Origin of the sequence: Marinococcus sp. PL1-022 (assembly GCF_033845285.1) — a bacterium.
Lineage (GTDB): Bacteria > Bacillota > Bacilli > Bacillales > Marinococcaceae > Marinococcus.
Window position 1 is genome coordinate 1,369,309 of the sequence record NZ_JAWXCX010000001.1, and the last position, 26,262, is coordinate 1,395,570.

The window sequence follows — 26,262 nt, forward strand, 5'->3', positions numbered from 1 at the left end:
CAAAAGGATTGAAAAACCTACAAATTAAGTATCTTGTTTAGTCGTTTATCCTAAAATTCTTATATTTCTCCCCTGAATCGCACGAACTGCAACATTAATGCCCAAAAAACTAAAATTATGTTCGATCATTCATTCTGAGAAATTAGTATAGCTCTCTCCTCTTTCATTATACGAAATAAATATTAGCCGTCCTATAGCCATGAGAGGATTAAGTATGAAAGGGAATCGGCATAATTTTATTAAAAGTCTCTCTCTAGTTATAATACGCTTTCTGCGATTTTTAAATATTATTTCCTAGAAAAGATTAGATTTAACAATTTAGAAACATTTCTTTTATATTTCGCTAATATGTTTGGTCCATAATACTTTTTGTGAAACAAGCATTTCGTACTGAAATGGAAGAATTGGGAAGGGGATTTATTAATGGCTAAATTGTTATTTAAGTTAGGACATTGGGCAGGAGGAAACAGTAAGAAAGTAATTGGATCTGTGTTTCTTCTTTTATCTATTTTAGCAGGCATTGCTTTAAGCATGGGAATGGCTTTTGATGACGACATATCTATGCCGGGTACGGAATCCAAAGACGCTATGGAGGTAATGGAGAAAGAATTTTCTAGTGGGCGAGAAGGCGGGCAGGCATACATTGTCATGAAGGCTGATAATAATGAAAGTTTAAGTTCGGCAAAATATACAACAGCTATGGACGAAATGCTTAATGAAATAAAAAAAGACGAGGCAGTCACAGCTGTTGCCACACCTGAAGAACTGGATAACATAAATACGGAGGAACAGATCGGTTATGCGACCGTTACTTATGATTCGGCTGCTGAGAATGTCACACAAAAGTCCAAAGATAACGTTGAAGATAATTTGAGTATTGTTCGTGACGCCGGCCTGGAAGCGGGATTAGGTGGCAGTGTGGAGTTTGAAGCAACCGAAGCTGGTGGGGGCGCTGGGGAAATTATCGGTGTAGCGCTGGCATATGTAATACTAGCTGTCACTTTTGCTTCTCTTGTGATTGCCGGTATGCCAATAATAACAGCTCTAATTAGTCTGGGAAGCGGCATCCTGTTAATCATCATTGGGACAAACTTCTTTGCTATATCATCTGTATCACTTTCTCTAGCAGGGATGCTAGGATTAGCAGTTGGAATTGATTACGCTCTATTCATTTTTTCCAGGTTCAAACAGCAATTGCGAAAAGGCAGCTCTGTCCAAGAGTCTATTGCTATAGCAAATGGTACGGCAGGCAATGCGGTTGTTTTTGCAGGTGTCACTGTCATTATTGCATTATTGGGACTTTCCGTCGTTAACATTCCATTTATTACAGCGATGGGAATAGCTACAGCAGTCGTGGTTTTATTTTCCATCATTGTAGCTATCCTTGTTGTGCCAGCTATACTGGGGTTGGTAGGCCACAGAATGAAGGCAGAAAAGAACAATCGTTTTATTTTGAAATTGACTCGTGCTAATAAGAAAAATCAGGCTAATACTAATAAGTGGGGAAAATTTGTCACGAAGCACCCTGTTATGGTGGCAGTAGTAGGCATTGCTACTTTAATTATAATGGCAGTTCCGTTTTTCCATTTAAATATAGGGCTTCCCAATGATGGAAATAAACCATATGAATTCGCAGAACGTGAGGGGTACGACCTGTTAACAGAAGGTTACGGAGAGGGATTTCATTCAACGCTAGTAGCTATTGCAGACCCTTCCAACAATGCAGAAGCTTCTTCGGAAACAGTGAACTCTCTATCTGAAGAAGTAGGGCAATTAGATGGTGTCAAAAGTGTAACACCAGCGCAACCAAACGATACAGGAGAATTATATTTAATGAATGTGACACCGGAGAATGGGCCAAATGATCCTAAGACTAAAAAGGTAGTTGAAGAAATTCGAGAGCTCTCCGGTGAGGATAATGTAGACTTGATGGTGACAGGATCTACAGCGATTAATATTGATGTCACCAAACAAATCATGGATTCTCTACCAATGTTTGCAGCGCTCATCGTGTTATTTGCATTTCTGTTAATGATGATCGTCTTTCGATCGATACTTGTTCCATTGAAAGCAGTTTTAGGCTTTGTACTTTCTATCGGAGCCACTCTAGGGTTTACTGTTTTTGTAGTTCAAGATGGAAACCTTATTGACTTGTTTGGATTCCCTGGTTCGAGCGCCATCCTATTTCTACTTCCAGTGCTTTGCATAGGAATTTTATTCGGCCTATCAATGGATTATGAAGTATTTCTGGTAAGCAGAATGCGAGAAGAATTTGTGAAAACCGGTGATTCTAAAAAAGCTGTCTTAGCAGGAATGAAGGAAAGTGGGCCGGTAGTAACAGCAGCGGGCTTAATCATGATATCAGTATTTTCTGGCTTCATTTTTACCCAAGATCCAATTATCAAGCAAATGGGGTTAACATTAGCATTTGGTGTGTTGTTTGATGCATTTATTGTGAGGATGATGATTGTGCCGGCTGTCATGACATTAATGGGGAACGCATCTTGGTATTTCCCTAAGTGGTTGGATAAACTACTGCCGAATTTCGATGTTGAAGGTGAAACACTCAAGGAAGAGGTGGATAATAAATCAAACAATAGAAAAGTAAGCTGATTGTCTATTATTGATAGAGGAGCATTATACTGCTCCTCCTGGGTAAATTTTTAAAAGTTCTATTTTGCTCATCTAATTAATCAAGGAAATTATAAATTAATGCGCAAAAGGATTATGAAGATGGGGGCGTACTAATGCTTTCTCTAATAAATTTAGACATGCCGAGATTACTCCTCATTGTTATTCTTATTTCTACGCATGTATTTGGTTTTTTATTCGCCGTTTATTTCTCTAGCCCGTTTAATAAAGAATGATTTCAATGTATATTGTAAGGTGAGTAATGCACCACTTGCAGGGCATTTGACTTTATTTTATCGTTTCACTAATTAGTAAGGTCAAATGAAAATATTTTGGTTAAAATTTATTTATCTCGCTTAAGTTTATATTTTAATGAGGCGAGACCAACCAAGCATTAAACAATTTTGCAAGACCGGAAGAGTAAAGAACATGGAATGGCTCAATGTAAATTAGCTGCTGTTGTTCCAAAAATCAAAGCCCTCTTCATTCACGAAGGGGGCTTTTGTACGTCTAAGATTCTTTTAAAGACGGGGTAGTTTTATAAGTACGACACTATCAAAAATTTTCTGTCCAGCCTTGGTCACCTATAATCACTGTTCTGTTAATAAAACAGCCAATCTTCACCAGGAAGTTGGCTGCTTTATCGATACTCTCTTGTAAGGTCACTTCAGCAGTAATGTTACTTTGGTTTGTTAAATGGATGGTCTGCTATTTGAATAGCCTCCGTGGGGCATTCTTCAAAGGCTTCTGCCAATTGATCCATTTTCTCCTCGGGCATTGGTTGCGTGCCCTGATTCTCATCCAGCGTCACAAAAGCCAGGCCTTCGTCATCAAGTTCAAAAATGTCGGGGGCTATTTCTTCACAATGACCACAACCGATGCATTCATCTCTGTCGACTGTCACATATCTAGCCATTCGGAGCCTCCTTAGCGAGTAAACGAGTTTTTGCTTCTTGTAGATAGGAAGAGCGAGTGCTCTTCGGAATAAACTGGCGCATGTCTTCGTTGCTGTAACCTACTTGCAAGTGGTTATCATCATAAAGTAAGGGCTTTCGAACCAAACCGGGGTATTTGCTCATTAATTGAAATAGTTCCTGCATCGTCAACGTGTTCCAATCGATATTTAATGCCTGGAAATCCTTGGAGCGGGTAGCTACAATGTCATCGGTGCCTTTTTCTGTTTTCCGAAAAATCTCTTTGACTTCATGAACCGAAAGGGGATGGGCTAAAATATTCCTTTCCTGAAAAGGAATACAATGATCTTGTAACCATTTTTTGGCTTTTTGACAAGAAGCACGCCCCGGTGCCGTTAATAGCGTGACCATGAAAATGTCTCCTTGTTATCCGATGCGCTGAAGGCGCGTCGGAACGTGAATTTACTGAAAGGAAAAAGTAACGGGCAGGGATTCGAGGCCTTGAGAAGATAGAACGAAACTCCATGTAATCTCCTCACGGGGATATTTCAGCTGCAGATTGGGCAGTCGTTGAAATAGCGTGGAGAACGCCACATCCCCTTCGATCCGTGCGAGAGGGGCTCCGAGACACATGTGTAGGCCCTGACCGAAGGCCAGGTGACGATCAATCTCACGCTGAATTTTCAGGTCTTCCGCTTCCGTAAACTTTTTTTCATCCCGGTTCGCTGACTTAACGAGCACCAGCACCATGTCACCCTTGGCAATAGGCTGTCCGGCAATCTCGGTATCCTGCGTGGCATAACGTGGTCCAACAGCTGTCGACGGGCCATTGAACCGCAACAATTCTTCGACTGCTCCCGGAACGAGACTGCGATCATTTTTTAAGGCCTGAAGTTCTTCCGGATGATCGAACAATTCAAAAGCTCCCGTCGCAATCAGGTTGGACGTCGTTTCATGACCGGCAAAAATCAACAGGGTGATCATGGAAATCAGCTCCGATTCACTGAGCCGGTCGTCCTCTTCTTCCATGGTTACCAGTTTGCTGATCAAATCATCTCCAGGAGCCTGTCGCTTGCTTTCCACCAGCTGTTTGGTGTATTTCCCGAATTGCTCCAGGTGTTTGGTGACGGCTGGATCCTGCCTGCCCCATCCCATTCCCTGGGCAATAGCTGAAGACCACGTCTGAATTTGTGCCCGATCTCCTTCCGGCACGCCGAGCATTTCCGAGATAACGTTAATCGGCAGTGGATACGCATAATCTTTCACGAGATCCATCTCGCCGTCCGCCTCCACGTTATCCAGCAGTTCGTCGGCAATTTCCTGCACACGCGGCCGGAGGCTTTCCATGTATTTCAGCGTGAACGCTTTGGACACTAAGGAACGTAGACGGCGGTGATCCAACCCATCCATAAAAAGCATAGATGTTCCTGTAAAAAACGTATCCGGTGCCTCCTCATCAACGGAATCGGTTAACTGTTCCCGGACCCCGTCCGCATCAATGTAAGAAGGATCGACCGTAAACCCTTTTTTGTCTTTTAGTACCTGCAGGGCTTCGTCCATATGGGGCACCAACCACGCCTGGTTGTCCTCGCTTCCCATCGGGTGCGGAATCGAAAGCACCGGGCCCTCCGCCCGTGCTTCGGCGAAAACCGAAAAGGGATCCTCTCTACTTTTTCCGCTGAGTATGCCTAACACTCTTGTCTGTACAGAATCGCTGGATTGATCCAAAGTGATCGTCCTTTCGTGATTGAGATAGCATAGGTTGTATAGATTGATCCCTATAGATCAAGTATACTAACAGCATGTACGATAATGAACATACTGTTCGGTAGAAATTTTTAAATAACGAACAGCTGCAGACATTCGTGTTCGTTAGTCATGAAAATGTCACATTCAGCAGGGAGAAATGATGAAATCTATATCTAAAACCGACCGGAGAGTAAAGTATACAAAAGCAGCTCTCAAGCATAGCTTGTTTGCATTAATGGAGGAGAAGTCCATTACATCTATTACAGTCACAGAGCTATGTAAGCATGCCGATATTAATCGAAATACCTTTTATGCTCACTATCGGTCGCCCAATGAATTGCTTGCTGATATTGAAAAAGAATTTACTCGAGCCTTTATTCATAAAGTGGAACAATCTCTCGACCGCCCCCGATATAACGATCTCATGTACAGGCTGTGTGTCTACCTCGAGCAGAACAAGTCTACCTGCAGGGCGCTTGTGAAACTGCAAAGCAACCGGGAAGATGTCTTTACGCGTATCCATCATTACTTTCATCCGCGCATCGTTCAAAAATGGGTTCAGGAAAACTCTCTGGATTACTCCAATGTGGATGCATTGTACGTATTTATTGCAGGGGGGAGCAGAGCTCTCATTGAAGAGTGGGTGGAAACGGACTTTCAGCAAAGTCCGGAGGAGATTTCGAGCATGATTGAAAATATTATGATTACCCTGCATAAGCACATGCTTTACAATTAATGTTTGTATTTTGACAGCAAGATAACATGGTGAATTGTGCTGTTTTAGAAAGGAGCATTCATATGGAAGTAATATATCTTGCCGGCGGCTGCTTGTGGGGCGTGCAGGCGTTTATTAAAACGCTGCCTGGTGTGGAATTGACAGAGGCGGGCAGAGCAAATGGAAGCAGTTATACGCTGGAAGATGACTATGATGGCTACGCCGAATGCGTGAAAACGGGATTTGACCCTGCAGTGATATCAATCAGAGAGCTGATGGAATATTTATTTGAAATCATCGATCCGTACAGCTTGAATCAGCAGGGGGAGGACACAGGGGAAAAATATAGAACCGGCGTGTACAGCGAAAAGCAGGAGCATTTAACAGAAGCGGAGGCGTTTCTTAGGGAGAGAGCAGATTACGACCGTATCATGGTAGAGGTGCTGCCTCTGACAAACTATATCAAAAGCGCCGAGGAGCACCAGGACCGACTGGATAAGCGCCCCGGCGATTACTGTCACATTCCGGAAGGGTTATTGCGTAAATATAGTGGGTGATGTATCCCCCGGGCTGGCGGGGGGAAGCTAGAACGCAGCGTAAAAGCCCGCCAGCAACAAAACTGCGACGACAGCAGCTATTATGGTGAAGCACAGGAACGTGAAAGCGATCGTTAAGGCTTTTGGCCTGCTTGTATTTGCCGCAACTTGGATTGTGCCGACAGCAACGACAAACATCCATATAAAAGAAATCCATTCGAGCACTCTGTAAACAAACGTGAATAATGACGGAGTACTCCCCTGGGCAAAAAATAAGACCAATCCAATAAGCGTGATTGGCAGTAAGAAGAGGGAAGGGGTAATAGTTAAAATATTGACCCAAAAAGCTTTTTGATAGGAAAGGGGACGATCATGAATGCTGCCCGCCCCTTTCAAAATCAAGGGTAATATAAAAAGAGAAATCCCGCCAAATAGGGTCGCCAGCACTAAAAGCCAGAGATTATTGGAAAGAATTGAAGATTGATTAGTACCAAGGGAAATATAATTTGTAATAAACGTATGTAAAAGACTGAGTCCCAGAATAATGGCTGCCACTGTGGGAAGCGGGTAATGGTTTGTTAAAACAGCGAATTGCTTCCGGGGCTGGAAAGGAAGCTGAAGGATGGATGTAAACATACGGGTTCCTCCTGCGGTTTTTTGTAATTTAATTACATTATATATAATAATATACATTCATTAAGCTGGAAACCCTGCATCTCATGAATGCAATAAATCATGACAAATTTAATGGAGTAAAACTAAACAAAGACGCGGAGGTATAAACTATACCTCCGCGTCTTTTTCTGTCAGGATGATGTTTTTTACTGGTGAGGGTCTTCATTCCTGGTGGTCGCTTGCAACCCTTAGGGCCCATAGAACATTTAAAATCATGATAGCAATTTGTACGATAGCCACGAGGGAAAAGAACAGCCAGAAAGAATTGGAATACATATAAGCACCATTGGTTAGATATGCCCAGAAGCCTGCTGCGAGAATCATAATTGTCGGAAGCAGATGGGAAAGCAGTGCTCTTAAAGCATGTGGACGGGAATAATCGTTACCTGCAATTAAAACGATTAATGGCACGAAAACCGGGGCAAAAAATACGCTTATATAGGAAAGAATAGAAGAGATTTGCGAGCCGGTCACCGAAATCAACTCCTTTCGTTAAGCTGGAGAAGTTCTTCATCACTCCACGACAAAGCAATCTTCAGCACGTGGCGTATTTTTTAGTAATTGCACGTTTTGCAGTACCTTTGGTACGTATGATTCTACGAAGTTATCTGTACCCTTATGATAGCATATATGTCATGAATGGAATGGAATTTTTTGATATTGCAACGTGAGAGATGTTGAAAAATGAGTCAAATTTAGTGAGTTATAAAATGGGTGATAAGAGATGCGAAACAGCCTCCTTGCTGCGGATCCACAGGGACCGTTTCTCGTATTCCGCGAGCGTGACTTCGGACGCATGAGTCTCCATGTCATAAAGAAAAGCGTTGGTCAGGTCCCTGGTGGTTTCGGCGTGATAGATAAAAGCATTGATTTCAAAATTTAAGCGGAAGCTGCGCACATCAATGTTGGCGGTCCCGACCGAGCTTATTTCACCGTCGACTGTGATTGTTTTAGCATGGATAAAGCCATTATTATAAATATAAACCCTAGCTCCTGCCCGCAGAATCATGCCGATATGCGAGTATGTTGCCCAATAAACAAAAGGGTGGTCCGGCTTGTCGGGAATCATAATTCGGACATCGACGCCGGATAAAGAGGCAATCCGAATGGCATCCATCAAACTTTCATCCGGAATGAAATACGGCGTTTGAATTGTTACGGAATGTTTGGCTGTATTAATCATTTTAATATAGCCATTTTTAATTTGTTCCCATTCCGAATCTGGTCCGCTTGATACGATTTGCATGCTGCTCGTTCCAAAATTCGGAGAAGCGGGGAAATAGTGCAACGCGTAATGAATAGGATGGTGGGAGTTTGCCTGATTCCAGTCTAGAAAAAATCGGGTCTGCATAGCTTTTACTGTCTGGCCTTCGATCCTTAGATGTGTATCACGCCAATAACCAAATGCCTTGTTTAAACCGACATACTCATCACCAATATTAAAGCCGCCAATATAGCCAAGGTGCCCATCGATAATAACCAGCTTGCGGTGGTTACGGTAATTCAGGCGCAAATTAATCAAAGGCAGACGCTTGGGGAAAAAAGCTGCTGTTTCACCGCCTGCTTCCACGATGCCGCTAAGATCACTTTTACTCAGGGTTCTTGAGCCCATATCGTCATATAGCACACGAACCAGGACGCCCTCCTCAGCTTTTTTCCGGAGGGCTTCAATAATTTGTGCTCCAAGCTCATCATTTCGCAGAATATAATATTGCAGATGCACATGGTCCCTGGCACTGGCAATGTCACGAAGCAGGGAGTCGAACTTTTTTCGGCCGTCTGTGAATATTTGCACGTCATTTAACTGTGTAAGGAGGGCCCCGTTATTTTTTAAGTGCATATAAATTAAATCCCGGTGCTTGGCTGCGATTCCATCTGAAAAAGAAAAGCTCCCGTTTTTTACGGCATGCAGCTGTTCCTGGATTAAATCTTCAATACCGATGCTTTTCATTTCACTCGTGTCAAATAGACGCTTGCGGGTTAAGTTTTGCCCAAAGATTAAATAAAGCACGAAGCCTATAATAGGAAGAAAAAACAATAGCATTAGCCAGGCCCAGGCTGTGGTCGGGTTCCGTTTTTCAAGAAAAACAATTACGAATGCCGAAAAGATATTAAAAACCAGTAATACAGCGAAAAAAACAGATACAATAGTGTTTTCCATCTATTTTCCTCCTTCTGTTTTTATATCTATGCCAGAGAGTTCGTGCCGTTTTTTGAGCGTTCGTTTATCAAATAATAGCATTAATTAAAAAGAAATACTCAGTATTACAATTAAAAATTGAATTAGATGAAAAGCAGCTTTCAAAAATATTAAGTATCTATTTGACTAAAGACGGCATAAGCGGTTGCCATCGCAAGAAAGGAGACAACCACATTGCTGGATACCTGGAGTAACGCCGGCAGATCGGGATGCAGAACGTCCAGAAAAAATAAAACAATAATCGTTAAAACGCCTGAGAATATCCCTATTTTCCAGGCGGAATTCATGTCTAATTCCTCCTTATTGGCGAATATTCAAATCTTGTCAGGCAATATAGCGCTGGAGCATCTGCACATCGTATATTAAAGCGAATATCAGAAGCGCAAGACATCCAATGCCAATGTAAAAGTTCTGATGATCTTTTTTGGTATGAAATCGGTACAGCAGGTACAGCCAAACGGAAAATGGGATCAGAGGAATGGCCGCCATGCCAATGGTAATAACAAATTGATTGGTGCTGCTGAAAAGGCCGAGAGTGAACAGGGATACCAACCCCAGGCCGTACACCAAAAACATGCCGGATATCAGCAGCACGGCAAGATTCCATTTTTTCATTGAATAACCTCCAATATTTTTGACCCCGAAGCGAACAGCAGGCTTATCACAAGGACTGTGCATACCCATAAGGCCAGACGCGGCTCCCAGCGTCCGAGGTGTAGATGCCCTGCATAGCTGAGCGTCCATATGACGCTGAAGGAAAAGAAGAAGAGAAACGTCGAAGGGTGAAGGTCAGCTGTAAAGCCCGTTCCAAATAAACCAAACCCAATTAATCCGCATACGAAAAAGAGCAGAACAAAATACAGTATATGAACAGCAGTACGCATAGCTTCCCTCCTGAATCCGACGTTAGTAATTATTTCCATTTTTAAACATAAGAATCAAGAATACAAGGCTTTTAATGATTAAAATTATTATTGTTTTTTGACTGAAGGTGTATTAAGGTAAAACTATATTGTTATACAAGATAGCGGAGAAATACTTAGTTTAACCCGTTCTGGCGGTAATATGCACGGCGGGTTTTTAATCAAATAACTAGCATGTATTGCAAGGCAGGTGACCAAATGAATGAGCGAAGCCAGCTGTTGAAGGGCATTTTGGAAGGGTGTATTTTAGCTGTTATTTCCCGGGAGACCGTCTATGGCTACGAGCTGGCGGTCAAGCTGCAGCAGCAGGGAATCGACGTTAAGGAAGGGTCCATTTATCCGCTGCTTTTGCGGCTGCAGAAGGAAAAGCTGATTCACGGGGAAATGAAGGCTTCAGGCAGCGGACCGAACCGGAAATACTATACATTGACCCCGGCGGGAGAAGCTTCACTCGAGGCGTTTCGTGAGAACTGGAAGGCTCTGAAGCAGCCCGTTGATCAATTACTGGACGAGGAGGAATCGTAGGTGAGTACGTTGGTGGAGGAAAACAACGAAAAGCGAAATCAATTAAATAAAGAAAACAAGAAGATATACGAAGATATGATGGTGTATATCCGCCTTTCATTTAATAAAAGTGACCAGGAAACCGAAGAGGTGCTGATGGAGCTGTTGGATCATCTTCTCGTTTTGCAGGCAGAGGGGAGAAACAGTTCGGAGCTTTTTGGATCCGACCCCAGGCAGTATGCGAAGGATATTGTCGGCGAGCTGCCTCAGACAGTGCCCAGAAAAATGATGGCATTGTTTGTAATGGGTATTTGTTATTTTTTAAGTGTATATATGCTGTCTACTGGATTGATACAAACAATTCTTTCGTATGGTTTTCAGCAGTTGGAGCCAACGAAATCGTACAGCCTGGGCACGACTGCAATAATTATTATCCTTGGGAGCATCACAATATCGGTCGTGGGATACAGTGTATTTCGTTATATTAAGTGGTCTTGTTTCCGGGATATTTCGAAAATAAAGGAATTCCTGGTAACAGGTTTTCTATTCGGTATCGTTCCGGGAACAGTATTTTTTGCAATGTATTACTGGCTGCCTCCGCTGGGACCGACGTTAACCGTTCCGGTATATTGGCTGGGGATAGCTGGAGCAGTGTTTCTACTGGTGGCTGAAATATTGCGGAGGAAAAATTAAGGAAGAAGGGTCAACCTTGAAGCAAGAGGGGGCCCTTCTTTTCTTTTGAATAAAGTAAAATTTTAGGAAAATAACTTCAAAAATGTAATATATATGTTACAATTTAGCGGTAGGAGGCGGCAATATGGAGAATCAGGTCAAAACTGTACGCAGGCAGGCGGGGTGGACGCAGCAACAGCTGTCTGATGCTACAGGGATAACGCGCCAAACGGTTATCCTCATCGAAAAAGGAACATACAACCCCTCTTTACATTTATGTCTGGAAATATGCTATGCCCTGGACCGGACCCTTGATGATTTATTTTGGATCGAAAAGGAGCGACGTACTGATGAAAAAAATTACAGATGAACGACTTCAGTGGAAAAACCTTCAGCACATTCGTATTGCTTTTATCGTTCAAACCCTTGGTATACTGAGCATTTTGGGGTATGAACTGGTTATATCTGGTATGAATCAAATGATGGAAAACCCTTTATGGCTTGTGTTTACCGTAACAATTGCGGTAATGGCTTTTTTGCATTTGGGAATCAGCGTGGATCATGAGCGAGTCAAAGCCTCACCAAAAACGCGGCGTAACGGAGCACTGGGCGTTTTGATCTTTTTCTCCATTCTAATAGCTGTATTTACGTCCCTCCAAAATGGCTCTACCACCATTAGTGGGGTGCTCCTTGGAGTCGTGATTTTTGTATGCGGGGGCCTGCCTCTTTGGTATATTTATTCACTAAGGAAGCGGCAGCAGGAGGACTAAAACTTTAGCGAAAAAGTACACGAAGAACTTGAAAGGTGAGGGAAGCGGTGATGAGAGAATTTCTTTCGTTTAAGGCATTGGAGAATAAAATCTCGCGAAAACAACGGACGAAATATCTGCGTAAAACAATTAAAAGAATTCCAAAAACTAAAAAGTTGAATGCCTGCATCAAAGCTATTCAGGCTGTTTCGAGTTTTTTCATACTCATGATAATGTTATTGGTCCTTTATTATGAGCCTTTTGATTTTGGATGGATTGGATTAGTTGTTTTATTTCTAGTGAATATTGCAATCTGTAAAATTGGTTCAAACTTTGCGATAAAAAAAGTGATCGCAATGTATTATGGGTACCAAAGCCTTTCACTTTTATATGATAAAATTGTCATTAAAGAAATTCAGCGATGGGTGATGAATAATAGTGTTCCTACGAAGAGATTAACGAATATTTATCTCCCTCATGTTCAAACACTTTTGGAAGAACATAAAAAAGCTTCTTTAATTGAACGGTTTAAATCCCAATGGGGAAAAATATTTTTACTGCCAAGTGCGCTTTTTTTTGTTTTTTCATTCATATACAAATTGCCGGGAGCAGAAAATGCCTCAAGTGGCGAAATATTGTACGCTTATATTTTAGTATTAATTATCGGTGTTATAATTTTAGTATTTACTGTTCCAGTGCCTGTTGCGTTACTTAGTTTTTATACACCAGACTTCGACCGACGCTTTTACGCCCGCCTGGAGCTGGCTTTAACCATAGCTGCATATCGATAGCCGAATAACTTAAAGCATATTGAAAAAACTATAATCAGCCCCTGCTTCTCAAAAGCAGGGGTTTTTTGATGGAAAGCACGGATATAATTAAAAGCCTAAGCATGAACGCCTTAGCTGTCAAAAAGTAAAAAAAGCCGTTCTCTCCTTTTAAAAGAGAACGGCTTCGAAATATTTTATCTGCTGGAATTTTTAAGCTTCACTTCTCCGGCGCATGAATAGTGCTGCTCCGCCAACTGCCAAGGCAGCAATACCTGCCCAGAGTCCGGTCATACCGCCAGTGTCACTGGTGCCGCCCATACCGGTTTGAGGCATTTCCTCCGGCATCATGGCTGCCTCCTGTGCTTGTTCATCCAGCTGGCCGCGGATCTCGCCATCCGGGTATTCTTCGGTGTGGAGATTCGCATAAACATCACCTGCGACAAGTCCCATGGAGAATTCCTCCCAGGTCATGTCGCCGACCAGGTCATCCTCGGTCAGCGTGCCGGTAGCAACCTCCCCGTCATAATCCATTGGTTCCTCGTTTTCGAATAAAAACAACTCGACAGGACCGTCTTCGCCTTCAGCACCACTGTGCAGGTGTCCGGCAACGGCGTTATCCAGATCTTCAGCATGGACCGAATACATGATGGACTCGCCGTCTTCGCTCACTTCAAAGTGTGCTTCTCCCATCGCGTCGCTGTCGACGTCCTTGGTTTCCGCCTCTGGCGTTAAGTCCACCATAAATTCAAGTCCCTCGTGGTCGGCTGAAGCGGTACCGGCAAAGCTGGTGACCGCAAATACGGATGCTAATGGTACAATAACGCGTTTTTTCATTCTCATTTCCCCCTTTTGATAATGGAATGGAACAATCGCTGACGTACCAGTCGCGCCCCCTTTGATGAATGCAGACTAAAATTAAGCACCCAATTATATAGACTACGAGCGCTAAAAGAAAACGGATCACCAATTGATAGAATTTTTTAAAAATTATGTAAATAAGCATTTTCAATACTTGAAATAGTTCAGTGCGCGGGAGTATTAATAAGGAGAATTTGAAATTCTTGTGGAGAGAATTGTAAGAACCATTTAAAAGATATCGATTAATTGTGATCCAAAACGTTTTTCTTCTCGTTAGCCTGTATGAATACAAAATGAGGAGGGTTTTTCCATGATTGGTAAAAAATTTATTTTAGGTGCAACAGCGGCTACCCTGATGGTGCCGACAACCGCAATGGCAGCAGACAATGGCTCCAGCGAGCAGATGCCGATGGCCGATATGCAGGAGATGAAGGACATGTCCGCCGGAGACGTCCGGGCGTCGTTTGACCAGCTGTTATCGGAGCACTTCGTGTTAGCCGTGCTGTCGATGCAGAAGCAGTATGACGATGCGCCGGATGCCGAGGAAGTTCAAATGAACCTGAACAAGAATGCCGATGACATGCAGATGGCGATTACATCGCTTTACGGTGAAGAAGCCGGCCAGCAGTTCGGCGATCTGTTCCGGGAGCATAACGAATACACCACGGATATTGTGGAAGCCACCAAAAACGACAATGAAGCCGGGCTCGAAGACGCCGAAGCCGAAATTCAAACCTTTGCCGATGAGTTGAGCACGCTGCTCTCGGATGCGACCGGTGGGGAACTGCCGCAGGAAGCAGCCGAGGAAGCCCTGATCGCCCATGAAGGCGATGTGCAGAGTGCGTTTGATAACTACGTGGCCGAAGATTACCAGGCGGCCTATACGGATTACCGGGAAGGTTACGCCCGCATGTTTGACATCGGCGAAACGGTCTCGGACGCGGTCGTAAAAGGCATGCCGGATCAGTTTGACCAGAACACGACCAATACCGCCGCAGATGATCTTCGTTCGAACCTGAACATGCTGGCTGGCGAACATTTCAGCCTGGCCGTCCTGGAAATGCAGAAGGGCGTGAACCAGCAGGACGATTATGACTTTGTCACCTGGGCCGAGGACGGTAACACGGAAGACTTCCGGGCGGCGATCACCTCCATCTACGGCGAGGAAGCCGGCGTGCAGTTCATGGATATCTGGCAGGGCGAGCATATTGATGCCCAGAGCGATATCGTAGCTGCTACACTGGAAGAAGACGATGAAGCTCGTCAGGCCGCTGAAGATGAATTAAAAATGTTCTCGGAAGACTTTGGTGCCTTCTTAGGCGGAGCGACGGAGGAAAACCTTCCGACGGAAGCTGCGCAGGATGCCGTATGGATGCATGAAAGCCAGGTACTAGACACGTACGATAACTATATGAACGAAGACTATGAAGCCACCTACGATTCCTTCCGGGAAGGCTATGCCTTTATGTTTGGCATCGGCAAGAACCTCGGAGGCGCAATCTCCACGCAAATGCCGGAGCAGTTCGGAACGGACATGATGATGGAGGACGGCGAAATGATGCCGGCAGAAATGCCGCAAACCGGCATGGGCGGTACGGCGAATGGCAATAGTCCATGGGCCTGGGTATTCGCGTCTGTCGCGATGACGGCTCTTGCAGGAGCATTCATGTTCCGTAAAAACCTGGCCAAATAATCCCACGTAAATAGAAAGGAGAGGGGAACGGTGACCAAACGACGAATCAAATTCCTGATACTTGCTGCGATGATGTTTGTGGCCATCGGCCTGGGGATTCAATACGCGCAGCAGGCCCTGTTCTCCTCTCCGGCGGAAACCACGGTATTATCCGAGGGAGAGGGCGTGTCGGATCCGGAAGAAAACGAAGAACCGGGGGAAAGCTCGTCCTCGCAGAAGGTGGAAGAGTTTGTTCAGGTGACAGATAATACCGAAGCGAATGAAAAAACAGAAGAAGCAGAGGAAATGGAGCTGGCCGCTCCTTCGACGCTTTCGATTCCATCAATTGATGTGGAAGCCGACCTGGAAGGCGTGGGCGTACTGGATAACGGCCAGATGGGCGTACCGGATTCGGCGGAGGGCGTCGGCTGGTTTGAACCGGGCGTCACCCCGGGAGAACAAGGCAATGCAGTGATGGCCGGCCATGTGGACAGTAAAAGCGGCCCGGCCGTGTTTTTCGATCTGGAGGACATGAAAGCCGGAGACGATGTGAATGTCACGAATGAGGACGGCCAGGAGCTGACCTTTACGGTGACAAAAGTGGTGAGCTATCCACGGCAGGATGCACCGATTGAGAATATTTTTGGTGCCAGCGACGGCCGGCACCTGCAGCTGATTACGTGCACCGGCACCTTTAATCAGGAGCAGGGCACGCACGATGAACGGCTGGTCGTTTATACCGAGCTCACCAAGGAGAGCGAAGAAGCCCTGATGAACGATGGCGACGAAGCATCGGATCCGCCGCCGTCCCCTGACAATGTCTCTCTCCAGGGATCGCTTGTGAAATGGCATGCGGTGCGGGATGAGGACATTGCCGGTTACCGGGTATACCGCCAGGAAGAGGGCGGGGATGATTTCACCCGGGTGGCGAGCGTGGATGCACATGAGCGCAAAAGCTACACGGAAACAGAGGAAGGAGCCTTCACGTACCATGTGACGGCTGTCGACACCGAAGGAGTGGAATCGAAGCCTTCGGAAGACGTATCCATGGAAGAGTAAAGACAGAGAAAGAACTATAGATCAACGACAGGACGATGAACGTATCAAACGGCATCGTCTTTGTTGTTCCATCATATGAGTATAGGCACGCACAGGGGGAGGCGATGGCTATCAATGAAAGAAAATGGGGGATTAAAGTAAATAAACAGCCGCGACACAAAAAATACGCTGACGGCTCTGGAACGAACAGCGATAGCTTTTTACCTTCTGAGGAAAAACAAACCTGCTGTACGCCTCCTGCAGGTATGAAAGAACGAGTGCTTCAATACGTTTTTGGAGAAACAAGTCTTACGCAGGATTAACTCTGCAAAGCCTCCGTTTATAACAAAAGTTTATATTTAGAATAATAATCAATAAATTCAATAAATTGTAACAAATGATGATCCAATTGCTGATCGATTTCGTTATCTGGGTGTAACAAACCATGAAGGAGGATTATCACATGAATATGAATATCAACTGGAAACGTACGGCGCTGGCACTGCCATTATCTGCAGCTGTCGTGATCCCGACAGCACCGGGAGTGGCATCCGCCGACAGCCACGAAGGCGAAAGTAATACGGAAATGTCCGAAGAAATGATGGCCTCGGTATCGACGCCGGCGGGCGATCTTCGGGCCCAGCTGGATCATTATTTATCTGAGCATGCCTACCTTGCCGTTACCACGATGCAGAAAGGCGCAGATGGCGCAGAGGATTTTGAAGAATCTGCTGCCGCTCTGGAGGCCAATACGAAAGACCTTTCCAATACGATTGCTTCGGTTTACGGGGACGAAGCCGGGCAGCAGTTTGAAGAGATGTGGAGCGAGCATATCGGTTATTTCGTTGATTATGTTAACGCGACCGATGCGGGAGACGAAGCTGCCAAGCAGGAAGCGCTCGACAACCTGAAGGATTACCGCGAGGAATTTTCCCAGTTCCTGGATGATGCGACAAACGGCGGCGTGGACGCTGAGGCTGCCTCCGAAGGACTGGAAATGCACGTCAATCAGCTGATCGGCTCGTTTGACAGCTACGTGGCTGGAGACTATGAAGAAGCTTATTCGCTGGCCAGTGACGCGATGGAGCATATGTACGGGGTAAGTGAAAACCTGTCAGTCGCGATTGCGGACCAGTTTCCGGAAAAATATAACAACACCAATCCGGATACGCCGGCTGTCGATCTGCGCTCTGATATGAACTTCCTGTTTTCTGAGCATGCGGCCCTTGCGGTAACTGCGATGCAAAAAGGCGGTGCAGGCGCGGAGGATTTCGGCGCTGCAGCGGGCATCCTGAACCAGAATACGCAGGAGCTTTCAGAAGAAATTGAGTCTGTGTACGGCGAAGAAGCCGGACAGCAGTTTGAAGAAATGTGGAGCGAACACATCGGCTATTTCGTGGATTATGTAGAAGCGACCGGTGCAGAGGATGAAGCAGCCCAGCAGGAAGCATTGGATAACCTTGATAGCTATCGGATGGAATTCTCCAAATTTATGGAAGAAGCGACCGGCGGGGAGCTGCAATCCGATGCTCTGGCGGAAGGCCTGCAAATGCATGTGAACCAATTGATTGGCGCCTTTGACAGCTATACTATGGAAGAATATGATATGGCCTATGAAGATGTCCGTGAAGCCTATGGCCATATGTTTGGTGTAGGGGAAGGCGTTTCGGGAGCTATCGTAGCCCAGTATCCGGAGCAGTTTGAAAGTGAAATGATGCCGGAAGAAATGCCGAAAACCGGCATGGGCGGCACAGCACAGAATGTTAGTCCATGGGGCATCGCTGCCGGAAGCATGGCGCTTGTGATGGCAGGTATTGCACTCATGAAGCGCCGCAGAGAAGCCTAGGAACGTGTCGAAAATAAAATAATAGGCATACTGGAAAAAGAGCCGGCGTTTATTCATAAAACGCCGGCTCTTTTCGTGTGGCCAGACCAGGGCCCTGTATTAGATTGCTACATCTCTCTGGGTAAAGCTGATAAAAGCTGTTACTGCAAATAACAGGGTGTAGCAGCTTAAGACTGCAATTGAAAACCACGGGCCGACCTCAATGAGCTGTCGGACGTTATCGCTGATAAATACTGTGAGGTCATTGTTGGCAAACAGGCTGTAGGACGCGAGCGGTTCATTGAGCTGCGCCAGCAAAGCGGTGGCGGTCGTTCCGAAAAACATGCTGAACACGCTGAGGCCGATAGCCATGGCATTGCTGCGAAACAGGGAGGCAATCATCACGGCAAAAAGCGTCATGACGGCTGTTTGGATAAAGCCCAGGCCGAACATGCTGAGCATATGAACCGCTATGCTTCGTTCCAGCAGGTCTTCGCTGCTGTAAAGATAAGGGGCTTCGAGCGGAGAAAAGCCAAACAACAGGCCCCCTGTGATGTATACGAGAGCGAGAGTGAACATAGTGAGAAGCGCTGCAAACGTCATCCCGGAAAGGTATTTGCCCAAAAGCAGCTTCCATCTCGCGACCGGCCGGATAAACAACAGCTTTACCGAGCCCGACTGGAATTCGCCGGCGACCAGCGTTGATGTAACGATAATGGAAAACAGGGTAATAAACGAAATCATTAACGTCATTTCGTCCATATAATTCCACTGGCCGTAGGCAGCAATAGGAGGGATATTTTCCTGCAGCCGGTATTCATATTCAGCGGCAAGCTCCGGCGTTAAGGAGGCGGCTGTCTGCTCTCCGCCTTCCTCATACTGGGCAAGCGCCTGTTCATATTCGGCACGCCACTGCGATTCTTCTTCCACTCCGTTCCATTTCCCAAGCAGCGCAGCTCCAATGATCATTGCCGTTACCAGACCGGCGATGATCCAGGTGCTCGTTTTATGCATCCATTTCATATTTTCATTTTTCCAGATAGCTGTAAGCATACTCAAGCACCCCCGTTGGTTACTTTTAAAAACTGGTCTTCGAGCGAATGATGGTGAGGGGAGACTTCGTATATACGGATGCCATGCTCAACCAGTGTAGCGATGCATTGGGGCACATCGTCAGGCGAAAGAGACACCCGGACAGAGAAAGCGTCCATCACTGCCGTCTGCTCCTGTGTGAATGGTTTTAACGCCGTGGAAGCCTCGCGGGGCTGATTGGTGACAATGGTGACAGCCTGCTTTTGACGGTCTCCCTGCACAAAGGACTGGACCGGCTGCACATCCACCAGACGTCCCTGGTGAATGATACCGATACGGTCGCACATCTGCTCCATATCTGAGAGCTGGTGGCTGGAGATGAACACCGCCATTTGCTCCTGTTCTGCGAGTCGGCGGAGGTAATGCCGGAGTTCCCGGATCCCCGCCGGGTCCAGGCCGTTGGTCGGTTCATCCAGTATTAACAGCTTTGGCTGGTGGAGCAGGGCCTGAGCAAGCCCCAGGCGCTGCTTCATGCCGAGGGAATAGGTCTTCAATTTCCGTTTCAGGGCGTAGGCGATACCCGTCCGTTCAGCAGCATCCCGGATGTTAGTTGCTGAAGCATTGCCGGCAAGCCGGGCGTAGTGCTTCAGATTTTGTTCGCCGGTTAAAAAATCATACATTTCGGGACTTTCGATAATTCCTCCGACGCTCGAAATAGCGGTTAAAAAATTGGTCCGCACATTTTCGCCAGCGATATAAACATCGCCCTCTGTCGCCTTCACAAGACCAAGGATCATGCGGATAGTGGTCGTTTTGCCCGCACCGTTCGGACCAATAAAGCCAAACACTTCTCCGGCGTGCACCTGTAAATTAAGGGGATGGACGACGGTGGTTTTTTGAATGGACTTGGTGAGTCCTTCTAACTGCAACACAGGATGCTGGTTCATGATTAACCCTTCCTTTCCTTGGCATAAATGTGCTCCATCCATCCGGCCGTGTCGACGCCAAATTGTTCGCGGATCGCTTCGCTGTCTTCGAGGTCGAGCACGTGCTGCTGCCGGAGCACGAGCACCCGGTCGAGCAGGGGATCCATTTCACTGACTTCATGTGTACTGATCAGGACGCCCTGGGTCTCGACATCCACAAACGAGACGAGACTTTGGATAATAGAGCGCCGTACAATCGGGTCGAGTCCCGAAAGCGGTTCGTCGAGGAGAAGCAGCTCGGCTTTCCGGGCGAGCGTGATCACAATTTTTACCCGGCCGCGGTTGCCCTTGGAGAGCGTTTTGATTTTTTGGGCAGGATCGAGGTTCATAAATGACAGCATGTCGTAAGCACGCTGTTTGTTGAAATCAGGAAACAGGGAAGCCTGGTAATTAATTAATTCGTCGATGCGGAAAAAAGCGTACATGTGGTCGTTTTCTGATAAATAGGCGATGCGGGAGCTGTCTTTTCGTGATACCTTTTTCCCGTCATAGGCAACAGTGCCCTTGTCCGGACGAAGCAGCCCGCCGGCAAGCTTAAGGAGGGTAGATTTACCGCTGCCGTTTTCGCCGACGATTCCGGTCACTCCTTTAGTAGGGATTTCGATCGTTACGTTTTCGAGAGCGGTTCGGCTTAAAAATTTCTTTGTTACCCCGTCAAAGGTTATCATGGTCATCATCCTTTCGGTAGGAGTCAATGCCCTGGCGGATTTCTGCTTTGCTCATGCCGAGGCTTTCCATTTCGTTCATAAATTCCTTAATCCGCTGATGCATCAGCTGCTGTTTCAGCTGCTGAATGGCTGCTTCGCTTTCGGTCACAAAGGTTCCCTGTCCCCGTTTCATTTCCAACACTCCTGTCCGTTCTAATTCACTGTAGGTCCGGGAGACGGTATTTGGATTGACGCCAAATTCGACAGCCAGCGCCCGGACGGAGGGAAGCTTCGTCCCGGGCGGCCATTCGCCCCGAATAATATTGCCATGGATCGTATCAATAATTTGCTGGTAAATGGGCCTGGAGTTATCAAATGTGTAAGCCATGAGCTTATACCTCCGCTTTCTTATCAATCAACTGAGCGGAAAGGATAAAGAGGACTACTCCAACCGCGGCATGAAAAAGAATGACGCCGGCATACAGGTTGAGGTCAAAAAATTCTACATTCACGAGTCCGGTGAGCGAAAACCGGCCCCAGCTGGTGATCGCCTGATACACATCCCCAAGTCCTAAATTGGCAAGAACGCTTAAAAGAATCACGGCGGCAATCGCCAGCACAATTTGAAGCCCTCGGCCCACGGTGTGCCGATATGCAAAGTCAAACGCGTAAATAAACAGCAGGTAGACGCTGAAATAAAGCGAAACGAGAAGCACAAAGACAGCACAGAGCAAGCATAAAGCGAGCAGCTGCATCCATGTTACTCCCTCCTCGAGCAGTCCGAAAAAGGGAGGGAGGCCCGGAGTCATCCAGGAGACAAGAAGCAGCAGGAGCCCGTTAATGAAAAGCGAAATCGAAGCGCAGGTGAGTCCGCTTGCATATTTGGCGCTGAGCATTTTAGTCAGCGGCTGCGGCTGATACAGCCATAGGTGCATTTGGCGCCGTTCAAGCTCCAGGCTTACAATCATATAGATAGGAAGATAAACAAAATGCGCAAGAATACCAGCGCTGAGAGAGCCGAGTACCACGCTTCCCACCCTCTGGGCGGGATTGTCCGCGTTGACGGAGAGAAAATTTCCGCTGTTCATGACCACGGCGAAAATAACGACAAAGAATATCAACGCGAGGCACCAGTAAAAAACGGATCGCGTCAGCGCAAACTCTTTTTTCCATAATTGTAACCAGCTTGTCATAAAGCACAGCTCCTTTGTATTAGTGTATTAATTAAATAGTACACTGGTACAAAAGAAACGTCAACAATATTTATGACGAATTAAAATCATTTAATAAAGTTCATTTCTAACGATTTACCCGAAATGGAGAAGGGAACAGGAAAAAGTCAGCAAAACTAACCGATGGAGGGGTTGGATGAAAAGTACAAAATCCGTTCTTTATTTGTATGGCATATTTTTGTTTATTACATGGAATCTGGTGCTCTTATTGGACCAGAGCCACTACGAGGCTAAGGACAGGATAGAAGGTATTTTATTTATGAGTGCGGTCGTGGCGGTGCTTTTTATATGTAATTTCTTTTATCACCGGAAGCGGACGGAAGAATAGCAGCGAAGCATGGCCAAGTGGTGGTCCCTTGAAGGAGGCAGGGGGCCATTTTTTTGATATATCAGGGAAACGGCCAGGGGAGGAGGTGTGCGAGAATAAATAAACTATTAAGTAAAACCGGGGTTGCTAAATACTTAGGAAAGCCTTATCATAAAAACCAATAATTAATTTGTTTACACTACAAATTAATTATTTGGGCAAGTGATTAATCCAAAGAGGGTGAACATATGTTGACGAAAAAAGACCAGTTTTATTTATCAGCGCAGAAGAATAACGTGCTGGTTTTTGAATCGGGTATGCAGGAAATGTACTTTTGCGTATATGTACTCGAAGAAAAATTATTCCGCATCACGCTGACGAAGGAACGCCCGGAAATGGACATACATACGTGGGCGGTAGCCCCCGGGGACACGGAAGTGCCGTTTGAAGGACTGAACCGGAATCATCTGACCGATCTTTTTTCGCTGCCGGCTTATGAAGCATCAGAAACGCCGGAGGATGTCACGGTGGAAACCGCATCGCTCAAGCTGAACATCAACATGGCCAAGCTCCACTGCAGCTGGTATGACAAAACAGGCGGCGCGGACGTGTTAATTGCTGAAGACCGCAGCACCCAGGCCTACGCGTTCCAGATTGCAGAAAACGCACCGACGGCCCACTATTTAAAGCGAAACGACACGGACCGTTTTTACGGCTTCGGGGAAAAAACGGGCAAGGTTAACAAACACGGCGACCGCTTCCGGATGCTCAATATTGATGCGATGGGCTATGACGCGGAAAAAACCGATCCACTCTACAAGCATATTCCGTACTATATTACGTACTCCCCGGAAACCAAAGCGGCTTACGGACTGTATTACGATGACTATAATGAATGCGCTTTCGACATGGGGCGGGAAAAGGACAACTACCACGGAAAATACCGGTATTTTCAAAGTAATTCGCCGTTTTTGGACTTTTATTTTATTCTTGGCCCGACTGTTGCCGAGGTTACCCGCCGGTTTTCGTGGATGACCGGGCGCCCGGCGCTGATGCCAAAATGGAGCATTGGCTACTCCGGATCGACGATGACCTACACGGATGAAGAAAAATCGCAGGAGCGGCTGATGAACTTTGTGGCAGATACCGAAAAGTATGATATCCCTTGCGAGTCCTTTCATCTTTCTTCCGGGTATACCTCGATTAACCATAAACGCTACGTCTTCAACTGGAACTACGATAAGTTCCCGGATCCGGTAAAGTTCACCGGGGATTTTCATGCAAGCGGTATTAAAATTATCGCCAACATTAAGCCGAGCCTGCTGATAGATCACCCGAAGCATGAGGAGGTGCTTGACAACGATCTTATTCTTCTGGATAAAAACGGCCGGCCGCTCCTGCAGCAGTTCTGGGATGACATGGGCGTGTACCTGGATTTCACCAACGAAGAGACAATTGACTGGTGGAAGAAAAACGTGAAAACGGAGCTGCTTGCAAACGGCATCGACGCCACCTGGAATGACAACAATGAATTTGAAATCTGGGATCCGGAGGCGGATGTTCATTTGTTCGGCCGCGGCGGCAAATTCCAGGATTACCGGGCGATTTTCCCGATGCTGATGACCAAGAGTTCCCTGGAAGCACAGCTTGAATTCGATGAAGAAAAACGGCCGTATCTGATCAGCCGGGCAGGGAGCGCGGGACTCAGCAGGTACGCCCAGACGTGGACCGGAGACAACTACTCCAACTGGGAGACGCTCCAGTACAACATTAAAATGGCGATCGGCTTAAGCCTTTCCGGCATCTATAATTTCGGGCATGACACGGGAGGGTTTTCCGGCAACGCACCGGAGCCGGAGCTGTTTCTGCGCTGGATTCAGAGCAACATCTACTACCCGCGGTTTACGATTCATTCCTGGAACGACGATCAGACAGTCAACGAACCGTGGATGTACCCGGAAATTGTAGGTAAGGTATCGGAGACGATTCACTGGCACCAGCAGCTGTCCGGCTACATTTTCTCGCTGCTGCACAAGTCGTCAGCTGACTACGAGCCCGTGATCAAGCCGACCTTCTTCGACTTTGGCGAGGATGCAGCGACGCACGCTGAAAACGACGAATTCATGCTCGGCGAAGAGCTGCTCGTCTGCACGATCGTGCGTCCGGGTGAGCGTGAGCGCACCGTGTACCTGCCTGAACATCCGCACGGCTGGTACGACATGTATACCGAACAGTGGTACGAGGGAGGACGTAAGGTGACAGTTCCTGCTCCGCTTGAGTATACGCCGGTGATGGTAAAGGGAGGCAGTCTGCTGCCGGTGGAAAACAAGGCCGAAGGCCGGATCGACATGTACGCGTATCCGGGCCAAAACGGCGAACGGACGTCGTTTACGTATTACGATGATAACGACAGGCAGCACGATTCTGAAGTGCTTTCCATTACGTGTGCGATGACAGCCGATGAAAGCGGCATCTATATTGAAGCCCATCAGGAGGGCGCGTACGACAACGGACTTACATCGATGCAGCTCCAGCTGCCGAAGGATGAAAGCAGGCAGGTCTTTATCAACGGAGAGGCAGGTGCGTGGTTTTCGTGGAAGTGAGTGTACTGAAAGCTAATTAAAGGAGGGGACCACAGTGAAAAAATGGATCAGCCTTGTCACGATTATAGCTCTGATTGCTTTAACGGGCTGCCAGAGTGCAAGCGGCGAAGAGGAAAGGACCTTTACGCTCGCACACAACCAGCCGACGGATCATCCGGTGCACCAGTCGCTTGAACGATTTGCTGAGCTCGTGGAGGAAAAATCAGATGGAGCCATGAGCATTAAAATTTACCCGAACGGAGAGCTTGGAAGCGAGCGTGAAGTGATTGAAGGAACCCAGGCCGGCGCCGTTGATTTCAGTAAGGTAAGCGGGAGTGCCCTGGAAAGCTTTGAGCCCGCCTATTCGGTTTTCAGCCTGCCGTATTTGTTTGAAAGCCAGGAAAGCTTTAAGCGTGTCATGAATAACGAGGACGTGACGGACGACATCTATATGGAATCCGCAGATAAAGGATTCCGCGGCCTGACGTATTACGACGCTGGGATCCGCAATGTTTACACGAAAAGCAGAATGATCGAAACAAGTGAAGACATGAGCGGCTTAAAAACGAGAGTACAGCCGAGCCAGACGAGCGTGCAGATGATCGAAGCGATGGGGGGCACACCGACGCCGATGAGCTATGGTGAAGTGTATACTGCGCTGCAGTCGGGCGTTATCGACGCCGCCGAAAACAATGCCACGGCGCTTACGAACAGCAACCACGGGGAAGTGGCGAAAAACTATTTCTACACCGAGCATGCCATTGTTCCCGACATGCTGATCGCCAATGAAAATATCATGGAAAGCCTGTCCGACAGTGAACGGCAAATCATCGAAGAAGCTGCTGAAGAATCGACCAGCTATCACGAGGAGCTGTGGAACGAGACGGTGAACGAAGCCAAGGCGACAGCCAAAGAGGAAATGAACGTGGAATTTTATGAAGTGGACAAGCAGTCGTTTATTGATGCAGTGCAGCCGCTGCATGAAGAGTTCCAAAACGACCCGGACACCTCTGATATTTACAACAAAATAAAGGAGGCCGAGTAG

Annotated in this window: 30 protein-coding genes; 15 read left to right on the forward strand and 15 right to left on the reverse strand. The window is 46.6% G+C overall.

All coding sequences use genetic code 11. The annotated features are described in order from the left end of the window. Window positions 1–423: 423 nt before the first annotated feature. Window positions 424–2,613 (forward strand): MMPL family transporter, encoded by a 2,190-nt coding sequence (locus tag SIC45_RS06895; protein ID WP_319631566.1) that lies wholly within the window; start codon window positions 424–426, stop codon window positions 2,611–2,613. A 697-nt stretch (window positions 2,614–3,310) separates the two neighbouring features. Here the strand turns inward: SIC45_RS06895 and SIC45_RS06900 are convergent. From SIC45_RS06900 to SIC45_RS06910, 3 genes are read right to left on the reverse strand one after another with little or no spacing between them, the layout of a single operon-like run. After that, window positions 3,311–3,547: a ferredoxin gene (locus tag SIC45_RS06900; RefSeq protein WP_319631567.1), complete on the reverse strand. Its 237-nt coding sequence runs from the start codon at window positions 3,545–3,547 to the stop codon at window positions 3,311–3,313. Next, a complete protein-coding gene (spx, locus tag SIC45_RS06905; RefSeq protein ID WP_319631568.1) occupies window positions 3,540–3,956 on the reverse strand; it encodes a transcriptional regulator Spx in 417 nt (138 codons plus the stop codon). Before spx ends, SIC45_RS06900 begins: the two co-directional genes overlap by 8 nt. 51 nt (window positions 3,957–4,007) lie before the next feature. Next, window positions 4,008–5,273 (reverse strand): cytochrome P450, encoded by a 1,266-nt coding sequence (locus SIC45_RS06910; protein ID WP_319631569.1) that lies wholly within the window; start codon window positions 5,271–5,273, stop codon window positions 4,008–4,010. A 181-nt stretch (window positions 5,274–5,454) separates the two neighbouring features. Here SIC45_RS06910 and SIC45_RS06915 point away from each other — a divergent pair, with 181 nt between their 5' ends. Beyond that, a complete protein-coding gene (locus SIC45_RS06915) occupies window positions 5,455–6,030 on the forward strand; it encodes a TetR-like C-terminal domain-containing protein (RefSeq protein ID WP_319631570.1) in 576 nt (191 codons plus the stop codon). A gap of 62 nt (window positions 6,031–6,092) precedes the next feature. Then, window positions 6,093–6,566, forward strand: a complete 474-nt coding sequence (locus tag SIC45_RS06920) for a peptide-methionine (S)-S-oxide reductase (RefSeq protein WP_319631571.1) — start codon at window positions 6,093–6,095, stop codon at window positions 6,564–6,566. Window positions 6,567–6,593: 27 nt separating this feature from the next. Here the strand turns inward: SIC45_RS06920 and SIC45_RS06925 are convergent, their stop codons facing one another. From SIC45_RS06925 to SIC45_RS06950, 6 genes are all read right to left on the reverse strand, one after another. Beyond that, window positions 6,594–7,181: a hypothetical protein gene (locus tag SIC45_RS06925; RefSeq protein WP_319631572.1), complete on the reverse strand. Its 588-nt coding sequence runs from the start codon at window positions 7,179–7,181 to the stop codon at window positions 6,594–6,596. Between the two features lie 201 nt (window positions 7,182–7,382). Continuing rightward, complete coding sequence (locus SIC45_RS06930; RefSeq protein ID WP_319631573.1) at window positions 7,383–7,694, reverse strand: hypothetical protein; 312 nt, start codon at window positions 7,692–7,694, stop codon at window positions 7,383–7,385. Window positions 7,695–7,923: 229 nt separating this feature from the next. Continuing rightward, complete coding sequence (gene cls, locus SIC45_RS06935) at window positions 7,924–9,381, reverse strand: cardiolipin synthase (protein ID WP_319631574.1); 1,458 nt, start codon at window positions 9,379–9,381, stop codon at window positions 7,924–7,926. Window positions 9,382–9,530: 149 nt separating this feature from the next. Further along, window positions 9,531–9,707 carry a hypothetical protein gene (locus tag SIC45_RS06940; protein WP_319631575.1) on the reverse strand — a complete coding sequence of 59 codons (177 nt, stop codon included), beginning with the start codon at window positions 9,705–9,707 and terminating at the stop codon, window positions 9,531–9,533. A 37-nt stretch (window positions 9,708–9,744) separates the two neighbouring features. Next, on the reverse strand, window positions 9,745–10,035 hold the full coding sequence (locus SIC45_RS06945) for a hypothetical protein (RefSeq protein WP_319631576.1): 291 nt from the start codon (window positions 10,033–10,035) through the stop codon (window positions 9,745–9,747). Next, window positions 10,032–10,304, reverse strand: a complete 273-nt coding sequence (locus SIC45_RS06950; protein ID WP_319631577.1) for a hypothetical protein — start codon at window positions 10,302–10,304, stop codon at window positions 10,032–10,034. The genes SIC45_RS06945 and SIC45_RS06950 overlap by 4 nt, the downstream gene beginning before the upstream one ends. Before the next feature lie 237 nt (window positions 10,305–10,541). On the opposite strand from SIC45_RS06950, the gene SIC45_RS06955 reads away from it, so the two are divergent. From SIC45_RS06955 to SIC45_RS06975, 5 genes are all read left to right on the forward strand, one after another. Next, complete coding sequence (locus tag SIC45_RS06955; protein ID WP_319631578.1) at window positions 10,542–10,868, forward strand: PadR family transcriptional regulator; 327 nt, start codon at window positions 10,542–10,544, stop codon at window positions 10,866–10,868. After that, window positions 10,869–11,540, forward strand: coding sequence for a DUF1129 family protein (locus tag SIC45_RS06960; RefSeq protein ID WP_319631579.1), 672 nt, complete (start codon window positions 10,869–10,871; stop codon window positions 11,538–11,540). A gap of 124 nt (window positions 11,541–11,664) precedes the next feature. Then, complete coding sequence (locus SIC45_RS06965; protein ID WP_319631580.1) at window positions 11,665–11,889, forward strand: helix-turn-helix transcriptional regulator; 225 nt, start codon at window positions 11,665–11,667, stop codon at window positions 11,887–11,889. Beyond that, entirely contained in the window at window positions 11,870–12,289 is a 420-nt protein-coding gene (locus SIC45_RS06970; RefSeq protein ID WP_319631581.1) for a hypothetical protein, read from the forward strand. The genes SIC45_RS06965 and SIC45_RS06970 overlap by 20 nt, the downstream gene beginning before the upstream one ends. 47 nt (window positions 12,290–12,336) lie before the next feature. Further along, on the forward strand, window positions 12,337–13,059 hold the full coding sequence (locus SIC45_RS06975) for a hypothetical protein (RefSeq protein ID WP_319631582.1): 723 nt from the start codon (window positions 12,337–12,339) through the stop codon (window positions 13,057–13,059). 189 nt (window positions 13,060–13,248) lie between these two features. Here SIC45_RS06975 and SIC45_RS06980 read toward each other — a convergent pair whose 3' ends face one another. Continuing rightward, complete coding sequence (locus SIC45_RS06980; protein WP_319631583.1) at window positions 13,249–13,872, reverse strand: CHRD domain-containing protein; 624 nt, start codon at window positions 13,870–13,872, stop codon at window positions 13,249–13,251. Between the two features lie 334 nt (window positions 13,873–14,206). Here SIC45_RS06980 and SIC45_RS06985 point away from each other — a divergent pair, with 334 nt between their 5' ends. From SIC45_RS06985 to SIC45_RS07000, 4 genes are all read left to right on the forward strand, one after another. Next, window positions 14,207–15,589: a copper amine oxidase gene (locus SIC45_RS06985; protein ID WP_319631584.1), complete on the forward strand. Its 1,383-nt coding sequence runs from the start codon at window positions 14,207–14,209 to the stop codon at window positions 15,587–15,589. A gap of 30 nt (window positions 15,590–15,619) precedes the next feature. Then, on the forward strand, window positions 15,620–16,627 hold the full coding sequence (locus tag SIC45_RS06990; RefSeq protein WP_319631585.1) for a class F sortase: 1,008 nt from the start codon (window positions 15,620–15,622) through the stop codon (window positions 16,625–16,627). 104 nt (window positions 16,628–16,731) lie between these two features. Beyond that, complete coding sequence (locus SIC45_RS06995; RefSeq protein ID WP_319631586.1) at window positions 16,732–16,929, forward strand: hypothetical protein; 198 nt, start codon at window positions 16,732–16,734, stop codon at window positions 16,927–16,929. 152 nt (window positions 16,930–17,081) lie between these two features. Beyond that, the gene (locus SIC45_RS07000; protein ID WP_413645932.1) at window positions 17,082–18,452 is read left to right on the forward strand and encodes a copper amine oxidase; all 1,371 of its coding nucleotides are present in this window, start codon (window positions 17,082–17,084) and stop codon (window positions 18,450–18,452) included. Window positions 18,453–18,551: 99 nt separating this feature from the next. Here the strand turns inward: SIC45_RS07000 and SIC45_RS07005 are convergent, their stop codons facing one another. From SIC45_RS07005 to SIC45_RS07025, 5 genes are read right to left on the reverse strand one after another with little or no spacing between them, the layout of a single operon-like run. After that, complete coding sequence (locus tag SIC45_RS07005) at window positions 18,552–19,484, reverse strand: ABC transporter permease (RefSeq protein ID WP_319631588.1); 933 nt, start codon at window positions 19,482–19,484, stop codon at window positions 18,552–18,554. 2 nt (window positions 19,485–19,486) lie between these two features. Further along, the gene (locus tag SIC45_RS07010) at window positions 19,487–20,410 is read right to left on the reverse strand and encodes an ABC transporter ATP-binding protein (RefSeq protein WP_319631589.1); all 924 of its coding nucleotides are present in this window, start codon (window positions 20,408–20,410) and stop codon (window positions 19,487–19,489) included. Between the two features lie 2 nt (window positions 20,411–20,412). After that, window positions 20,413–21,117, reverse strand: coding sequence for an ABC transporter ATP-binding protein (locus tag SIC45_RS07015; protein WP_319631590.1), 705 nt, complete (start codon window positions 21,115–21,117; stop codon window positions 20,413–20,415). Continuing rightward, the gene (locus SIC45_RS07020) at window positions 21,104–21,484 is read right to left on the reverse strand and encodes a GntR family transcriptional regulator (protein ID WP_319631591.1); all 381 of its coding nucleotides are present in this window, start codon (window positions 21,482–21,484) and stop codon (window positions 21,104–21,106) included. Before SIC45_RS07020 ends, SIC45_RS07015 begins: the two co-directional genes overlap by 14 nt. Before the next feature lie 4 nt (window positions 21,485–21,488). Then, the gene (locus SIC45_RS07025) at window positions 21,489–22,289 is read right to left on the reverse strand and encodes a hypothetical protein (protein WP_319631592.1); all 801 of its coding nucleotides are present in this window, start codon (window positions 22,287–22,289) and stop codon (window positions 21,489–21,491) included. A 175-nt stretch (window positions 22,290–22,464) separates the two neighbouring features. Here SIC45_RS07025 and SIC45_RS07030 point away from each other — a divergent pair, with 175 nt between their 5' ends. From SIC45_RS07030 to SIC45_RS07040, 3 genes are all read left to right on the forward strand, one after another. Continuing rightward, complete coding sequence (locus tag SIC45_RS07030; RefSeq protein WP_319631593.1) at window positions 22,465–22,656, forward strand: hypothetical protein; 192 nt, start codon at window positions 22,465–22,467, stop codon at window positions 22,654–22,656. A gap of 227 nt (window positions 22,657–22,883) precedes the next feature. Continuing rightward, complete coding sequence (locus SIC45_RS07035) at window positions 22,884–25,238, forward strand: glycoside hydrolase family 31 protein (RefSeq protein WP_319631594.1); 2,355 nt, start codon at window positions 22,884–22,886, stop codon at window positions 25,236–25,238. Between the two features lie 34 nt (window positions 25,239–25,272). Next, on the forward strand, window positions 25,273–26,262 hold the full coding sequence (locus tag SIC45_RS07040; protein ID WP_319631595.1) for a TRAP transporter substrate-binding protein: 990 nt from the start codon (window positions 25,273–25,275) through the stop codon (window positions 26,260–26,262).

What these genes read in the sequence shown, in the direction of transcription:
- SIC45_RS06895 (WP_319631566.1), top strand. Translation starts at nt 424, where the DNA reads ATGGCTAAATTGTTATTTAAGTTAGGACATTGGGCAGGAGGAAACAGT.
- SIC45_RS06900 (WP_319631567.1), bottom strand. Translation starts at nt 3,547, where the DNA reads ATGGCTAGATATGTGACAGTCGACAGAGATGAATGCATCGGTTGTGGT.
- spx (WP_319631568.1), bottom strand. Translation starts at nt 3,956, where the DNA reads ATGGTCACGCTATTAACGGCACCGGGGCGTGCTTCTTGTCAAAAAGCC.
- SIC45_RS06915 (WP_319631570.1), top strand. Translation starts at nt 5,455, where the DNA reads ATGAAATCTATATCTAAAACCGACCGGAGAGTAAAGTATACAAAAGCA.
- SIC45_RS06920 (WP_319631571.1), top strand. Translation starts at nt 6,093, where the DNA reads ATGGAAGTAATATATCTTGCCGGCGGCTGCTTGTGGGGCGTGCAGGCG.
- SIC45_RS06925 (WP_319631572.1), bottom strand. Translation starts at nt 7,181, where the DNA reads ATGTTTACATCCATCCTTCAGCTTCCTTTCCAGCCCCGGAAGCAATTC.
- cls (WP_319631574.1), bottom strand. Translation starts at nt 9,381, where the DNA reads ATGGAAAACACTATTGTATCTGTTTTTTTCGCTGTATTACTGGTTTTT.
- SIC45_RS06940 (WP_319631575.1), bottom strand. Translation starts at nt 9,707, where the DNA reads ATGAATTCCGCCTGGAAAATAGGGATATTCTCAGGCGTTTTAACGATT.
- SIC45_RS06945 (WP_319631576.1), bottom strand. Translation starts at nt 10,035, where the DNA reads ATGAAAAAATGGAATCTTGCCGTGCTGCTGATATCCGGCATGTTTTTG.
- SIC45_RS06950 (WP_319631577.1), bottom strand. Translation starts at nt 10,304, where the DNA reads ATGCGTACTGCTGTTCATATACTGTATTTTGTTCTGCTCTTTTTCGTA.
- SIC45_RS06955 (WP_319631578.1), top strand. Translation starts at nt 10,542, where the DNA reads ATGAATGAGCGAAGCCAGCTGTTGAAGGGCATTTTGGAAGGGTGTATT.
- SIC45_RS06965 (WP_319631580.1), top strand. Translation starts at nt 11,665, where the DNA reads ATGGAGAATCAGGTCAAAACTGTACGCAGGCAGGCGGGGTGGACGCAG.
- SIC45_RS06970 (WP_319631581.1), top strand. Translation starts at nt 11,870, where the DNA reads ATGAAAAAAATTACAGATGAACGACTTCAGTGGAAAAACCTTCAGCAC.
- SIC45_RS06980 (WP_319631583.1), bottom strand. Translation starts at nt 13,872, where the DNA reads ATGAAAAAACGCGTTATTGTACCATTAGCATCCGTATTTGCGGTCACC.
- SIC45_RS06985 (WP_319631584.1), top strand. Translation starts at nt 14,207, where the DNA reads ATGATTGGTAAAAAATTTATTTTAGGTGCAACAGCGGCTACCCTGATG.
- SIC45_RS06995 (WP_319631586.1), top strand. Translation starts at nt 16,732, where the DNA reads ATGGCTATCAATGAAAGAAAATGGGGGATTAAAGTAAATAAACAGCCG.
- SIC45_RS07005 (WP_319631588.1), bottom strand. Translation starts at nt 19,484, where the DNA reads ATGCTTACAGCTATCTGGAAAAATGAAAATATGAAATGGATGCATAAA.
- SIC45_RS07010 (WP_319631589.1), bottom strand. Translation starts at nt 20,410, where the DNA reads ATGAACCAGCATCCTGTGTTGCAGTTAGAAGGACTCACCAAGTCCATT.
- SIC45_RS07015 (WP_319631590.1), bottom strand. Translation starts at nt 21,117, where the DNA reads ATGATAACCTTTGACGGGGTAACAAAGAAATTTTTAAGCCGAACCGCT.
- SIC45_RS07020 (WP_319631591.1), bottom strand. Translation starts at nt 21,484, where the DNA reads ATGGCTTACACATTTGATAACTCCAGGCCCATTTACCAGCAAATTATT.
- SIC45_RS07025 (WP_319631592.1), bottom strand. Translation starts at nt 22,289, where the DNA reads ATGACAAGCTGGTTACAATTATGGAAAAAAGAGTTTGCGCTGACGCGA.
- SIC45_RS07030 (WP_319631593.1), top strand. Translation starts at nt 22,465, where the DNA reads ATGAAAAGTACAAAATCCGTTCTTTATTTGTATGGCATATTTTTGTTT.
- SIC45_RS07035 (WP_319631594.1), top strand. Translation starts at nt 22,884, where the DNA reads ATGTTGACGAAAAAAGACCAGTTTTATTTATCAGCGCAGAAGAATAAC.